This window comes from Streptomyces sp. NPDC054834 (assembly GCF_053611185.1).
On the sequence record NZ_JBSGZV010000002.1, the window covers coordinates 111,469 to 126,136 of the forward strand.

Here is a 14,668-nt window from a genome sequence, read left to right on the forward strand (position 1 = left end):
GCCCCCCAGAGGGAGGCCGGGCCCCGGCGAGAAGCCGTGCCGGACCTACAGGCCCACAGCCTCGCGCAGCGCGTCCACGCGGTCCGTGCGCTCCCAGGTGAATTCGGGGAGCTCGCGGCCGAAGTGGCCGTAGGCCGCGGTCTGGGCGTAGATCGGGCGGAGCAGGTCGAGGTCGCGGATGATGGCGGCCGGACGGAGGTCGAAGACCTCGTCGATCGCCTTCTCGATCTTCTCGGGCTCGACCTTGTGGGTGCCGAAGGTCTCGATGAACAGACCGACCGGCTCGGCCTTGCCGATGGCGTAGGCCACCTGGACCTCGCAGCGGGAGGCCAGGCCCGCGGCGACGACGTTCTTCGCGACCCAGCGCATCGCGTACGCCGCCGAGCGGTCCACCTTGGACGGGTCCTTGCCGGAGAAGGCACCGCCGCCGTGGCGGGCCATGCCGCCGTAGGTGTCGATGATGATCTTGCGGCCGGTCAGGCCGGCGTCGCCCATCGGACCGCCGATCTCGAAGCGGCCGGTGGGGTTGACCAGCAGGCGGTAGCCCTCGGTCTCGAGCTTGATGCCCTCGTCGAGGAGAGCCTTCAGCTCGGGCTCGACGACGAACTCACGGATGTCGGGCGCGAGCAGCGACTCCAGGTCGATGTCGCTCGCGTGCTGCGAGGAGACCACGACCGTGTCGAGGCGGACGGCCTTGTCACCGTCGTACTCGATGGTGACCTGCGTCTTGCCGTCCGGGCGCAGGTAGGGGATGGTGCCGTTCTTGCGGACGTCCGACAGGCGCTTCGACAGACGGTGCGCCAGGAAGATCGGCAGCGGCATCAGAGTGGGCGTCTCGTCGGACGCGTAGCCGAACATCAGGCCCTGGTCGCCGGCGCCCTGCTTGTCGAGCTCGTCCTCATCGCCCTCGACCCGGGACTCGTAGGCCGTGTCCACGCCCTGCGCGATGTCCGGGGACTGCGCGCCGATCGAGACGGACACACCGCAGGAGGCGCCGTCGAAGCCCTTCTTCGAGGAGTCGTAACCGATCTCGAGGATCTTGTTGCGGACCAGGGTCGCGATGTCCGCGTAAGTCTTGGTGGTGACCTCGCCGGCCACGTGCACCAGACCGGTCGTGATCAGCGTCTCCACTGCGACCCGGGAGGTCGGGTCCTCTCGCAGAAGCGCGTCGAGAATGGTGTCGCTGATCTGGTCAGCGATCTTGTCGGGGTGACCTTCGGTCACGGACTCCGAGGTGAACAGGCGACGGGACACAACGCTCCCTGGGGTTGCAGCGACTGCTGGCTGATCATTGGCGGACGACGCGGGGGCTGCGCCCGGCATCGTCCGAGAACAGTTTATCGGTCGCACTCCGCCGACGGGCCACCTGTCTCGCCTCTCGGGAGCCCTGTGACCTGCGGCACGGGCATTCTGCCCAATGCGCGGCGGCCTTGGCCAGGGCCGCCACGCGACAATGTCATCTTTGACGCTGCCGCAATGTCATCTTTGACGCTGCCGGCGAACGGCGGAAACAAAGCCCTTGACGATCAGCCCAGCCGCCCGCTCACGATGTCCCAGACGATCTCGGCGAGAGCTTCCTTGGGGCCGTGCGGCACGGGTGTCTCGCTGCCGTCGGCACCCAGCACGACCGCCTCGTTCTCCTCGGAACCAAAGGTCTTGCGCTCCCCCACCTCGTTCACGACGAGGAAGTCGCAGCCCTTGCGCACCAGCTTCTTCCGGCCGTTGGCGAGGACGTCGTCCGTCTCGGCGGCGAAGCCGACGACCACCTGTCCGGGCCGGGGCCGTTCGGCCGAAATCTCCGCGAGGATGTCCGGATTCCGCACGAGGGTTATCGGCTCGGGGTCCTGGTCGTCCTTCTTCTTGATCTTCCCAGCCGCGTAGGTCGCGGGACGGAAGTCGGCCACGGCGGCGGCCATGACCACGGCATCGGCGTCGGAGGCCGCCTTCAGCACCGCCTCACGCAGCTGGAGGGCCGTGCCCACGGGGACGACGTCCACGCCGGCCGGGTCCGGCAGGCCGGTGTTCGCCGCGACCAGCGTCACCCGGGCGCCCCGCGCGGCGGCCGTGCGAGCGAGGGCGTAGCCCTGCTTGCCGGAGGAGCGGTTGCCGAGGAAGCGGACCGGGTCGAGGGGCTCACGGGTGCCGCCGGCGCTGACGACGACGTGCCGGCCGGCGAGATCCGGCTCTTTCACGCCCCGGGCGAGGACCCGGCGGCAGACCTCGAATATCTCTGCGGGGTCGGGCAGCCGTCCCTTGCCCGTGTCGACGCCGGTCAGGCGGCCGACCGCCGGTTCTACCACGACGGCGCCCCGACGGCGCAGCGTCGCCACGTTCTCCTGAGTCGCCGGGTGCTCCCACATCTCGGTGTGCATGGCGGGGGCGAAGACGACCGGACAGCGGGCGGTGAGCAGCGTATTCGTCAGCAGGTCGTCGGCGAGACCGTGGGCCGCCTTGGCGAGCATGTCGGCGGTGGCGGGGGCGACGACCACCAGGTCGGCCTGCTGGCCGATGCGGACGTGCGGCACCTCGTGGACGTCGTCCCAGACCTCGGTCGAGACGGGGTTGCCGGAGAGGGCGGACCATGTGGCGGCGCCGACGAAGTGCAGCGCGGAGGCTGTGGGGACCACGCGGACGTCATGCCCGGACTCGGTCAGCCTGCGCAGCAGCTCGCACGCCTTGTACGCGGCGATGCCGCCACTGATCCCCAGAACGACCTTCGGCTTGTCCACCGTCTCTCCCCGGCTCGGCAACATACGAGACCATCACACACCACAGGCCCGGCAGTCGGCCTGCCGGGCCTGTGGAAAAGTCACCTGCGATGTGAAAGTACTACTGCGCCGGGCCCTCAATGGCCTCGGAGGTCAGCAGACCCGCGTTGATCTCGCGCAGGGCGATGGAGAGCGGCTTCTCGTGGACGTGGGTGTCAACGAGCGGACCGACGTACTCGAGGAGGCCCTCGCCGAGCTGCGAGTAGTACGCGTTGATCTGACGGGCCCGCTTGGCCGCGTAGATCACGAGGCTGTACTTCGAGTCGGTGGCCTCGAGGAGCTCGTCGATCGGCGGGTTGATGATGCCCTCGGGCGCGGTGATGGAAGAGGACACGCTCTACCTTCCGATGGATGGGAAAGAATCAGTTGATGGCGATCTTCACGATCACACAACCTCCATCAAGGCTAGCAGCTCGCGCGCCACGTCCTCGACAGAGGTGTTGACCAGGGTCTCGTCGAACTCCGGCTCGGCCGCCAGCTCGATCTTGGCCGCCTCCAGGCGACGCTCGATCACCTCGGGCGGCTCGGTGCCCCGGCCGGTGAGCCTGCGCACGAGCTCCTCCCAGGAGGGGGGAGCCAGGAACACCAGCTGCGCCTCGGGCATGGACTCCCGGACCTGCCGGGCGCCCTGGAGGTCGATCTCCAGGAGGACCGGCACCCCGTCCTCCAGGTGCTCCAGCACGGCCTGCCGAGGCGTGCCGTAGCGGTTGCCGGCGAATTCGGCCCACTCCAGCAGCTCGCCGTTGGCGATCAGCTTGTCCATCTCGTCGTCCGTGACGAAGAAGTAGTGGACACCGTGCTTCTCGCCGGGGCGCGGCTTGCGGGTGGTCGCCGACACCGAGAGCCAGACCTCGGGGTGTTCCTTGCGCATATGGGCGACGACCGTGCTCTTGCCGACCCCGGAGGGACCGGAGAGCACGGTCAGCCGCGGACGTACGTCCGGGGGCTCGGGGGTCGTCCCCCGGAATGTTGCAGCCATGCAGCGATTATTCCAGCAATACCGGGTTGCCCGGGACGCCGGTCCCGGACTGTCCGGCGCTCAGGAGCCGGTGCTCCCGAACTCGCGCTCCAGAGAGGCGATCTGGTTGGAACCGAGGCCACGCACGCGGCGGCTCTCGGAGATCCCGAGTCGCTCCATGATCTGCTTGGCGCGGACCTTGCCCACGCCCGGGAGGGACTCGAGCAGGGCGGAGACCTTCATCTTGCCGATGACGTCGTTCTCCTGGCCCTGCTTGATGACCTCGTGAAGAGAGGCGCCGGAGTGCTTGAGTCGATTCTTGACCTCGGCCCGCTCCCGGCGAGCCGCGGCGGCCTTTTCGAGCGCGGCTGCGCGCTGTTCAGGGGTAAGGGGCGGAAGAGCCACGCCTACGTCACCTCGGATGTCGAACTGTCGGATACGGACCGGTGAGGAACCTAGTCGCCCCACACCTGGGGAGCCACGAGCAACACGCTTGCCCGTTCACTCTGCTCGGAGACTAGCGGGCAAGTCCGCCAGAGTCAGCGAGAACAGCGGAAAAGTCCTGGTCAGCCTCCGCCAGGTCGGACATTTCAGACATAATGCCCTCGATTTGAGGATGTATTCACACTCAAGTCGTCCCCGAGCCCCCCGCCGGAGCACTCATCGGAGGACTCCACAGGGACCGGCATGGGCCCGGCACGGACTCAGGCACCCGTCACGGCGACCCGGATCTCGTCCGCGAACCGCTCCGCCGCCGCGCGCAGCGCGCCGACCTCGGGACCGTGACGCAGAACACCCCGGCTGACGTTCGGCACGACATTGCGCACCGCCGGTCCGAACACCCGGGGAAGATCGGCCGGCGTCGCCCCCTGGGCGCCGACGCCGGGGGCGAGCAGCGGGCCGTTGATGTCGAGGTCGTACGACGACAGGTCGCCCAGCGTGGCGCCCACGACCGCGCCGAAGGACCCCAGGGGCTCCTCCCCCGCGTTCTCCGCCGCCAGGTGGCCCAGCATCGTCGCGCCGACGTTGCGTCCGTCCGCGCGGACCGCGTGCTGCACCTCGTGGCCCTCGGGGTTGGAGGTGAGCGCCAGCACGAACAGGCCCGTGCCGCTCTCCCGGGCCAGCGCCACGGCCGGGCTCAGGGAGCCGTAGCCGAGGTAGGGCGAGACGGTCAGGGCGTCCGAGAACAGCGGGGCGTCCTTGTGCAGGAACGCCTCGGCGTACCCGGCCATGGTCGAGCCGATGTCGCCGCGCTTGGCGTCCATCACCACCAGTGCGCCGGCCTCGCGCGCCTCCCGCACCGACGCCTCCAGGACGGCGATGCCGCGCGAGCCGAAGCGCTCGAAGAAGGCGCTCTGCGGCTTCAGGACGGCGACCCGGTCGGCCATCGCCTCGACGACCGTGCGGCTGAACCGCTCGAGCCCGGCGACGTCGTCGTTCAGGCCCCACTCGGCGAGCAGGGAGGCGTGCGGGTCGATCCCGACGCACAGCGGACCGCGCTCGTCCATGGCGCGCCTCAGGCGGCCACCGAAGGGCTCGTAGGACGTCATGCGGGCTTCCTCACGTCGGCGCCGACCGCGTCGGCGAGGGTGGCGTACGGGCTGGTGCGCAGGCGGGCGGCCAGTCCCTTGTGGATGGCGCGGCCCCAGAGGGGCCCCTCGTAGATGAAGGCGCTGTAGCCCTGGACCAGCGTGGCGCCCGCCAGGATGCGCTGCCAGGCGTCCTCGGCGTTCTCGATGCCGCCGACGCCCACCAGGGTGATGCGGTCGCCCACGCGCGCGTACAGGCGGCGCAGCACCTCCAGGGAGCGTGCCTTCAAAGGCGCCCCCGACAGCCCGCCGGCCTCCTTCACCAGCGAGGGTTCGGCTTTCAGACCGAGCCCCTCGCGCGCGATGGTGGTGTTCGTGGCGATGATCCCGTCCAGACCGAGTTCGACGGCCAGGTCGGCGACCGCGTCGACGTCCTCGTCGGCGAGATCCGGCGCGATCTTCACCAGCAGCGGCACGCGGCGCCCCGGCACGGCCCGGTCGGCGGCCTCGCGCACGGCGCTCAGCAGCGGCCGCAGCGCCTCGGTGGCCTGGAGGTTGCGCAGCCCGGGCGTGTTCGGGGAGGAGACGTTGACCACCAGGTAGTCCGCGTACGGGGCCAGCCGCTCGGCCGACTTCACGTAGTCGCCGACCGCCTCGGCCTCCGGGACCACCTTGGTCTTGCCGATGTTCACGCCCACGACCGTCCTGAAGACCGGTTCACGCGTGGCGAGGCGGGCCGCGACGGCCAGCGAGCCGTCGTTGTTGAAGCCCATGCGGTTGATCAGCGCGCGGTCCGCGACGAGCCGGAACAGCCGCTTTCTGGGGTTGCCGGGCTGCGGCTCGCCGGTGACCGTCCCGATCTCGACGTGGTCGAAGCCGAGCATCGACATGCCGTCGATGGCGACCGCGTTCTTGTCGAAGCCGGCGGCGAGACCGAAGGGGCCGTGCATGCGCAGCCCGAAGGCCTCGGTGCGCAGCTCCTTGTAGCGGGGCGCGAGGGCCGCGGCGACGAAGGTGCGCAGCACCGGGATGCGGACGGCGAGCCGGATCCACCGGAAGGCGAGGTGGTGGGCCTTCTCGGGATCCATCCGTTTGAAAACCAGACGGAAGAAGTACTTGTACATGTCCAGATGTCCTCGTGAAGCCTCATGACGAGGGGGACACCGTTCCCGGTGTCCCCCTCGTCGGCTGCTAGTCGCGGGCCGCGGTCAGATGTTCCGCGTGTTCCTGGAGCGAACGGACTCCCACGTCACCGTGGTTCAGGGCGTCGATGCCCTGGACCGCCGCGGCGAGCGCCTGGACCGTCGTCAGGCAGGGCACGGACCGGGCCACGGCCGCCGTACGGATCTCGTAGCCGTCGAGGCGGCCACCGGTGCCGTACGGGGTGTTGACGATGAGGTCGACCTCGCCGTCGTGGATGAGCTGGACGATGGTCCGCTCGCCGTTCGGGCCGGTGCCCTCGGACTGCTTGCGCACGATCGTGGCGTTGATGCCGTTGCGCTTGAGGACCTCGGCCGTGCCGGAGGTGGCGAGCAGCTCGAAGCCGTGGGCGACCAGCTCGCGCGCCGGGAAGATCATCGAGCGCTTGTCGCGGTTGGCGACCGAGATGAACGCGCGGCCCTTGGTGGGCAGCGGGCCGTACGCCCCGGCCTGCGACTTCGCGTACGCGGTGCCGAAGACGGAGTCGATGCCCATGACCTCGCCGGTGGAGCGCATCTCCGGACCGAGGACGGTGTCGACGCCCCGGCCGTGGATGTCGCGGAAGCGGGACCACGGCATGACCGCCTCCTTGACGGAGATCGGCGCGTCCAGGGGCAGCTCGCCGCCGTCGCTGTGCCTCGGCAGCAGGCCCTCCTCGCGCAGCTCGGCGATGGTCGCGCCCAGCGAGATCCGGGCGGCGGCCTTGGCCAGCGGCACCGCGGTCGCCTTCGAGGTGAAGGGGACCGTACGGGACGCGCGCGGGTTGGCCTCCAGGACGTAGAGGATGTCGCCCGCCATCGCGAACTGGATGTTGATCAGGCCGCGGACGCCCACCCCGCGCGCGATGGCCTCGGTCGAGGCGCGCAGCCGCTTGATGTCGAAGCCGCCCAGCGTGATCGGGGGCAGGGCGCACGCCGAGTCGCCGGAATGGATGCCGGCCTCCTCGATGTGCTCCATGACGCCGCCGAGGTACAGCTCCTCGCCGTCGTACAGGGCGTCGACGTCGATCTCGATGGCGTCGTCGAGGAACCGGTCGACCAGCACCGGCCTGGAGGGGCTGATCTCGGTCGACTCGGCGATGTAGGTGGCCAGCCGGGTCTCGTCGTAGACGATCTCCATGCCGCGCCCGCCGAGCACGTACGAGGGCCGGACCAGGACCGGGTAGCCGATCTCGTCGGCGATGGCCTTGGCCTCGTCGAAGGTGGTGGCCGTGCCGTGCTTGGGGGCGGGCAGGCCGGCCTCCGCGAGGACCCGGCCGAAGGCGCCGCGGTCCTCGGCGGCGTGGATGGCCTCCGGGGAGGTGCCCACGATCGGCACGCCGTTGTCCTTCAGTGCCTGCGACAGGCCGAGCGGGGTCTGGCCGCCCAGCTGCACGACGACGCCCGCGACCGGACCGGCCTGCTGCTCGGCGTGCACGATCTCCAGCACGTCCTCGAGCGTGAGCGGCTCGAAGTACAGGCGGTCGGAGGTGTCGTAGTCCGTGGAGACGGTCTCCGGGTTGCAGTTGACCATCACGGTCTCGTACCCGGCGTCGCTCAGCGCGAAGGAGGCGTGGACGCAGGAGTAGTCGAACTCGATGCCCTGGCCGATGCGGTTCGGGCCGGAGCCCAGGATGATGACCGCGGGCTTCTCGCGCGGCGCGACCTCGGTCTCCTCGTCGTAGGAGGAGTAGAAGTACGGCGTCTTCGCGGCGAACTCGGCGGCGCAAGTGTCGACGGTCTTGTAGACCGGGCGGATGCCCAGCGCGTGCCGGACCTCGCGGACGACGTCCTCGCGCAGTCCGCGGATCTCGCCGATCTGCTGGTCGGAGAAGCCGTGCCGCTTGGCCTCGGCGAGGAGTTCGGCGGTGAGCTCGGGCGCCTCGGCCAGCTCGTCCGCGATCTCCTTGAGCAGGAAGAGCTGGTCGACGAACCACGGGTCGATCTTCGTGAACTCGAAGACCTCCTCGGGCGTGGCGCCCGCGCGGATGGCCTGCATGACGGTGTTGATGCGGCCGTCGGTAGGACGCACCGCCTCCGCCAGCAGGGCGGCCTTGTCGCCGGTCTCGCCGGTGAAGGCGAACTGGCTGCCCTTCTTCTCCAGCGAGCGCAGCGCCTTCTGGAAGGCCTCGGTGAAGTTGCGGCCGATGGCCATGGCCTCGCCGACCGACTTCATGGTGGTGGTCAGCGTGGAGTCGGCCTGCGGGAACTTCTCGAAGGCGAACCGCGGGGCCTTGACGACCACGTAGTCGAGGGTCGGCTCGAAGGATGCCGGGGTCTCCTGCGTGATGTCGTTCGGGATCTCGTCGAGGGTGTAGCCGACCGCGAGCTTGGCCGCGATCTTGGCGATCGGGAAGCCGGTCGCCTTGGAGGCCAGGGCCGAGGAGCGGGACACGCGCGGGTTCATCTCGATGACGATCACACGGCCGTCCTCGGGGTTCACCGCGAACTGGATGTTGCAGCCGCCGGTGTCGACGCCGACCTCGCGGATGACGGCGATGCCGATGTCACGCAGGATCTGGTACTCGCGGTCGGTCAGCGTCATCGCCGGTGCGACGGTGATCGAGTCGCCGGTGTGCACGCCCATGGGGTCGAAGTTCTCGATGGAGCAGACGACCACGACGTTGTCGTGCTTGTCGCGCATCAGCTCCAACTCGTACTCCTTCCAGCCGAGGATGGACTCCTCCAGGAGCACCTCGGTGGTCGGGGAGAGCGTGAGGCCCTGGCCGGCGATGCGGCGCAGTTCGTCCTCGTCGTGGGCGAAACCGGAGCCGGCGCCGCCCATGGTGAAGGAGGGGCGGACGACGACCGGGTAGCCGCCGAGCTGCTCGACACCGGCGAGCACCTCGTCCATGGTGTGGCAGATCACGGACCGGGCGGACTCACCGTGCCCGATCTTCCTGCGGACCTCCTCCACGACCTCCTTGAACTGGTCGCGGTCCTCGCCCTTGTGGATGGCCTCGACATTGGCACCGATCAGCTCGACGCCGTACTTGTCCAGGACGCCGTTCTCGTCCAGCGAGATGGCGGTGTTGAGGGCCGTCTGGCCGCCCAGGGTGGGCAGCAGCGCGTCGGGCCGCTCCTTGGCGATGATCTTCTCGACGAACTCCGGGGTGATCGGCTCGACGTAGGTGGCGTCGGCGATCTCCGGGTCGGTCATGATCGTCGCCGGGTTGGAGTTGACGAGTACGACTCTCAGCCCCTCGGCCCTCAGGACACGGCACGCCTGGGTGCCGGAGTAGTCGAACTCGGCGGCCTGGCCGATGACGATCGGGCCGGAGCCGATGACCAGGACGGACTGGATATCGGTGCGCTTAGGCACGCTGGCCCTCCATCAGGGATACGAAGCGGTCGAACAGGTAGGCGGCGTCGTGGGGGCCCGCTGCCGCTTCGGGGTGGTACTGGACGCTGAAGGCCGGGCGGTCGAGGAGCTGGAGACCCTCCACCACGTTGTCATTCAGGCAGACGTGGGAGACCTCGACGCGGCCGTAGGGGGTCTCGGTCGCCTTCCCGAGCGGGGCGTCGACGGCGAAACCGTGGTTGTGCGCGGTGACCTCGACCTTGCCGGTCGTACGGTCCTGCACGGGCTGGTTGATGCCGCGGTGGCCGTACTTCAGCTTGTAGGTGCCGAAGCCGAGGGCGCGACCGAGGATCTGGTTGCCGAAGCAGATGCCGAACAGCGGGGTGCCGCGCTCCAGGACGCCCTGCATGACGGAGACCGGGTGGTCGGCGGTGGCCGGGTCGCCGGGGCCGTTGGAGAAGAACACGCCGTCCGGGTTCACGGCGTAGACGTCCTCGACGGTCGCGGTCGCCGGCAGCACGTGCACCTCGATGCCGCGCTCGGCCATGCGGTGCGGGGTCATGCCCTTGATGCCGAGGTCGACGGCGGCGACGGTGAACTTCTTCTCGCCGACCGCGGGGACGACGTACGCCTCCTGGGTCGCGACCTCGGCGGAGAGGTCGGCGCCCTTCATCTCGGGGGCCTGGCGGACCTCGGCGAGCATGGTGCCCTCGTCGGGCAGGGCGTTGCCGGAGAAGATGCCGACGCGCATGGCGCCGCGCTCGCGCAGGTGGCGGGTGAGGGCGCGGGTGTCGATGCCGGAGATGCCGACGACGCCCTGCGCGGCGAGTTCCTCGTCCAGGGAGCGCCTCGATCGCCAGTTGGACGGCACGCGCGCGGGGTCGCGCACCACGTAACCGGCCACCCAGATGCGCTTGGACTCGGGGTCCTCGTCGTTGACGCCGGTGTTGCCGACGTGCGGGGCGGTCATCACCACGACCTGGCGGTGGTAGGAGGGGTCGGTGAGGGTCTCCTGGTAGCCGGTCATGCCGGTGGAGAACACGGCCTCGCCGAAGGTCACCCCCACGGCCCCGTAGGCGCGGCCGCGGAAGATCCGGCCGTCCTCCAGGACGAGTACGGCGGGAGCCGCCTTGTGCCTCTGGGAGGCGGTTCCCCTGGTGGAGGTCGTCATCGTTCGGCGCCTTCCGTGCTGGTTGTCTTGATCATGGAGTTGAGGGCGGCGACCCACTCATGGTGCTCGGCAGCCCGGTCCGAGCGGAACCCCGAGTCGATCAGCCGGTCGCCGTGCTGCCAGGTGACGATCAGCAGCCCGCCCTCGGTGAGGACCTTGCCGGCGATGCCCTTGTCGAGCCGGGCCTCGCGCAGCGCGGCGGCGGGGACGAAGAAGTCGGCCGCCCCGGGGCGTACGACGTCCAGGCCCGCGTCCGTCAGGGTGAGCTCGGCCCGGCTGCGGGTGCCCAGGCCGTGCGCCACGATGCGGTCCAGCCACTGCCCGGCGGTGGTGGAGCCGTGGTAGCGGCCGGTCATGCTCAGTTTCGCCGAGCCGGTCTCGTCTGGCGCGGTCGGCAACTCCGGGAGGTCACCCTGGAGGGTGCCGCGCCACTTCCAGCCCTCGCGCATCAGCCAGTAGACGAGCGCGACGAAGAGGGCGAGTCCGACGAGCCAGCCGATGCGGGCGGTCCAGTCGGTCACATCGGCCGATTTCTTGTCGGCCGCCAGTCCGGTCGCGAGTCCGGCCGCGAGCCAAGTTGCAGGTGTCACGTGAGCTTCCCGTCGACGAGCGTGGCCTTGCCCCGCAGCCACGTGTGGGTGACACGGCCCGGCAGCTCACGTCCCTCGTACGGGGTGTTGCGGCTGCGCGAGGCGAAGCCCGCGGGGTCCACCAGGCCACGGTAGGCCGTGTCGACGAGGGTGAGGTTGGCGGGCTCACCTGCCGAGACGGGCCGGCCGTGGCCGCCGGCCCGTCCGATCCGCGCGGGCTCGACGGACATCCGGTCGGCGACGCCGGCCCAGTCCAGCAGGCCCGTGTCCACCATGGTCTCCTGGACCACCGACAACGCGGTCTCCAGACCGACCATGCCCATCGCGGCCGCGGCCCACTCGCAGTCCTTGTCCTCGTGCGGGTGCGGGGCGTGGTCGGTGGCGACGATGTCGATCGTGCCGTCGGCGAGCGCCTCGCGCAGGGCGTACACGTCCCGCTCGGTGCGCAGCGGCGGGTTGACCTTGTAGACGGGGTTGTAGCTGCGCACCAGCTCGTCGGTGAGGAGCAGGTGGTGCGGGGTGACCTCGGCGGTGACCTGGATGCCGCGGGACTTGGCCCAGCGGACGATCTCGACGCTTCCGGCGGTCGACAGGTGGCAGATGTGCACGCGGGAGCCGACGTGCTCGGCGAGCAGCACGTCCCGGGCGATGATCGACTCCTCGGCGACGGCCGGCCAGCCCCCGAGCCCCAGCTCGGCGGAGACGACGCCCTCGTTCATCTGGGCGCCCTCGGTGAGCCTGGGCTCCTGCGCGTGCTGGGCGACGACTCCGCCGAAGGCCTTCACGTACTCGAGCGCCCGGCGCATGATCACGGCGTCGTCGACACACTTGCCGTCGTCGGAGAAGACGGTGACCCCGGCGGCCGACTCGTGCATCGCGCCCAGCTCGGCGAGCTTCCTGCCCTCCAGGCCGACGGTGACGGCGCCGATGGGCTGCACGTCGCAGTAGCCGTGCTCCTGGCCGAGCCGGTAGACCTGCTCGACCACGCCGGCGGTGTCGGCGACCGGGAAGGTGTTGGCCATGGCGAACACGGCCGTGTAGCCGCCGGAAGCGGCCGCGCGGGTGCCGGTGAGGACGGTCTCGGAGTCCTCGCGGCCGGGCTCGCGCAGGTGGGTGTGCAGGTCGACCAGTCCCGGCAGCAGCACCTTGCCGCCGGCCTCGACGACCTCTGCTCCCTCGGCGGACAGCCCGGTGCCGACCGCCTCGATGACTTCGCCGTCGATCAGCACGTCCTGCGGCTCGCCGCCAAGCACCTTCGCACCACGGATCAGGATCTTGCTCATGGGTCTTACTTCTCCTCGATGGTGCGGGCGTGGGTGACGGCGGGTTCGTTGCCGCCGAGCAGCAGGTACATGACGGCCATCCGGATGGAGACGCCGTTGGCGACCTGCTCGACGACGGTGCAGCGCTCGGAGTCGGCGACCTCGGCGGTGATCTCCATACCGCGGACCATCGGCCCGGGGTGCATCACGATGGCGTGCTCGGGCATCCGCGCCATGCGGTCGCCGTCGAGGCCGTAGCGCCGTGAGTACTCGCGCTCGGTGGGGAAGAAGGCCGCGTTCATGCGCTCACGCTGGACGCGGAGCATCATCACCGCGTCGGACTTCGGCAGCGTGCTGTCGAGGTCGTACGACACCTCGCACGGCCAGGTCTCGACGCCGACCGGCACCAGCGTGGGCGGCGCGACCAGGGTGACCTCGGCGCCGAGGGTGTGCAGCAGGTCGACGTTGGAGCGGGCGACCCGGCTGTGCAGGATGTCGCCGACGATCGTGATGCGCTTGCCGGACAGGTCCTGGCCGATCCCGGCATCCCGGCCGACCAGCCGTCTGCGCATGGTGAAGGCGTCCAGCAGGGCCTGGGTGGGGTGCTGGTGGGTGCCGTCGCCGGCGTTGATGACGGCGGCGTCGATCCAGCCGGATGTGGCCAGGCGGTAAGGGGCTCCGGAGGCACCGTGGCGGATGACGACGGCGTCGACGCCCATGGCCTCCAGGGTCTGGGCGGTGTCCTTCAGGGACTCGCCCTTCGACACCGACGATCCCTTGGCGGAGAAGTTGATCACATCCGCGGAGAGGCGCTTCTCGGCGGCCTCGAAGGAGATCCGGGTCCGGGTGGAGTCCTCGAAGAAGAGGTTGACGATCGTGCGGCCGCGCAGGGTCGGCAGCTTCTTGATGGGCCGGTCGGCGACCCGGGCCATCTCCTCGGCGGTGTCGAGGATCAGGACGGCGTCGTCGCGGGTGAGGTCGGCGGCCGAGATGAGATGACGCTGCATCTGTCAGGCTCCGTAAGGCAGTTCGGATTCGGGAGATTCCGGGCAGACAGGGGCACGGCGAGGGGGCGTACGGCCCGAGGGGCCGCACGCGCGCGTGCTACTGCTGGGCGGTCGGCTTCACACCGAGCAGCACGGTGTCGCGACCGTCCTCCTCGGCGAGCTGGACCTTGACCGTCTCCCGCAGCGACGTGGGGAGGTTCTTGCCGACGTAGTCGGCGCGGATGGGCAGTTCGCGGTGACCGCGGTCGACGAGGACCGCGAGCTGCACCGCGCGCGGGCGCCCGATGTCGTTCAGGGCGTCGAGGGCGGCACGGATGGTGCGGCCGGAGAAGAGCACGTCGTCGATGAGGACGACCAGACGGCCGTCGATGCCGTCACCGGGGATCTCGGTGCGGGCCAGCGCGCGCGGGGGGTGCATGCGCAGGTCGTCGCGGTACATGGTGATGTCGAGCGACCCCACGGGCACCTTGCGATCGGTGATCTGCTCGAGCTTGGCGGCCAGCCGCTGGGCGAGGAAGACGCCCCGGGTCGGAATGCCGAGGAGCACCACGTCGTCGGCGCCCTTGGCGCGCTCGACGATCTCGTGGGCGATGCGGGTCAGGACGCGCGCGATGTCGGGGCCTTCGAGAACGGGCCGCGCATCGGACGCCTGCGTGTCCGGCTTGTCTTGCTTGTCTTGCTTGTCCATACGAAACGGACCTCCTTCTCCGCCTCACGGGACGGACCTTAAAGGACGTCGGAATTGCGCCATCCACGGTAGCAGGTCCCCCGTACACCCCCGATCACCCCCTTGGCGCAACGCGTCGCCGCCACCACGGAAGAGTCGCTGCGGACCATTCGGCTTGACGCAGAAGAGTAACGCTGCGTAACCTCACAGTGAGTTACCAGCCGCGCGGCTGGAAAC

At 69.9% G+C, this 14,668-nt stretch carries 13 protein-coding genes; all 13 read right to left on the reverse strand.

What is annotated here, in order from left to right:
• Positions 1–45: 45 nt before the first annotated feature.
• The 13 genes from metK to pyrR all read right to left on the reverse strand — a co-directional run bounded on the left by metK (position 46) and on the right by pyrR (position 14,452).
• Positions 46–1,254: a methionine adenosyltransferase gene (gene metK / locus ACWGJM_RS03130; protein ID WP_453409933.1), complete on the reverse strand. Its 1,209-nt coding sequence runs from the start codon at positions 1,252–1,254 to the stop codon at positions 46–48.
• A gap of 272 nt (positions 1,255–1,526) precedes the next feature.
• Positions 1,527–2,729 (reverse strand): bifunctional phosphopantothenoylcysteine decarboxylase/phosphopantothenate--cysteine ligase CoaBC, encoded by a 1,203-nt coding sequence (coaBC, locus tag ACWGJM_RS03135; RefSeq protein WP_453409934.1) that lies wholly within the window; start codon positions 2,727–2,729, stop codon positions 1,527–1,529.
• A 100-nt stretch (positions 2,730–2,829) separates the two neighbouring features.
• Positions 2,830–3,102, reverse strand: a complete 273-nt coding sequence (gene rpoZ / locus ACWGJM_RS03140; RefSeq protein WP_005319902.1) for a DNA-directed RNA polymerase subunit omega — start codon at positions 3,100–3,102, stop codon at positions 2,830–2,832.
• A 51-nt stretch (positions 3,103–3,153) separates the two neighbouring features.
• The gene (gmk, locus tag ACWGJM_RS03145; RefSeq protein ID WP_453409935.1) at positions 3,154–3,747 is read right to left on the reverse strand and encodes a guanylate kinase; all 594 of its coding nucleotides are present in this window, start codon (positions 3,745–3,747) and stop codon (positions 3,154–3,156) included.
• A gap of 60 nt (positions 3,748–3,807) precedes the next feature.
• Positions 3,808–4,131, reverse strand: coding sequence for an integration host factor (locus ACWGJM_RS03150; protein WP_003977346.1), 324 nt, complete (start codon positions 4,129–4,131; stop codon positions 3,808–3,810).
• A gap of 299 nt (positions 4,132–4,430) precedes the next feature.
• Complete coding sequence (pyrF, locus tag ACWGJM_RS03155; protein ID WP_453409936.1) at positions 4,431–5,276, reverse strand: orotidine-5'-phosphate decarboxylase; 846 nt, start codon at positions 5,274–5,276, stop codon at positions 4,431–4,433.
• Entirely contained in the window at positions 5,273–6,379 is a 1,107-nt protein-coding gene (locus tag ACWGJM_RS03160) for a quinone-dependent dihydroorotate dehydrogenase (RefSeq protein WP_453409937.1), read from the reverse strand. The genes pyrF and ACWGJM_RS03160 overlap by 4 nt, the downstream gene beginning before the upstream one ends.
• A gap of 67 nt (positions 6,380–6,446) precedes the next feature.
• Complete coding sequence (carB, locus tag ACWGJM_RS03165) at positions 6,447–9,755, reverse strand: carbamoyl-phosphate synthase large subunit (protein WP_453409938.1); 3,309 nt, start codon at positions 9,753–9,755, stop codon at positions 6,447–6,449.
• Positions 9,748–10,905: a glutamine-hydrolyzing carbamoyl-phosphate synthase small subunit gene (carA, locus tag ACWGJM_RS03170; protein WP_453409939.1), complete on the reverse strand. Its 1,158-nt coding sequence runs from the start codon at positions 10,903–10,905 to the stop codon at positions 9,748–9,750. The genes carB and carA overlap by 8 nt, the downstream gene beginning before the upstream one ends.
• Positions 10,902–11,495, reverse strand: coding sequence for a PH-like domain-containing protein (locus ACWGJM_RS03175; RefSeq protein WP_453409940.1), 594 nt, complete (start codon positions 11,493–11,495; stop codon positions 10,902–10,904). The genes carA and ACWGJM_RS03175 overlap by 4 nt, the downstream gene beginning before the upstream one ends.
• Positions 11,492–12,778: a dihydroorotase gene (locus tag ACWGJM_RS03180; protein WP_453409941.1), complete on the reverse strand. Its 1,287-nt coding sequence runs from the start codon at positions 12,776–12,778 to the stop codon at positions 11,492–11,494. Before ACWGJM_RS03180 ends, ACWGJM_RS03175 begins: the two co-directional genes overlap by 4 nt.
• A 5-nt stretch (positions 12,779–12,783) precedes the next feature.
• Positions 12,784–13,764, reverse strand: a complete 981-nt coding sequence (locus ACWGJM_RS03185) for an aspartate carbamoyltransferase catalytic subunit (RefSeq protein ID WP_453409942.1) — start codon at positions 13,762–13,764, stop codon at positions 12,784–12,786.
• Between the two features lie 97 nt (positions 13,765–13,861).
• On the reverse strand, positions 13,862–14,452 hold the full coding sequence (pyrR, locus tag ACWGJM_RS03190) for a bifunctional pyr operon transcriptional regulator/uracil phosphoribosyltransferase PyrR (protein WP_453409943.1): 591 nt from the start codon (positions 14,450–14,452) through the stop codon (positions 13,862–13,864).
• Between the last annotated feature and the right edge of the window lie 216 nt (positions 14,453–14,668).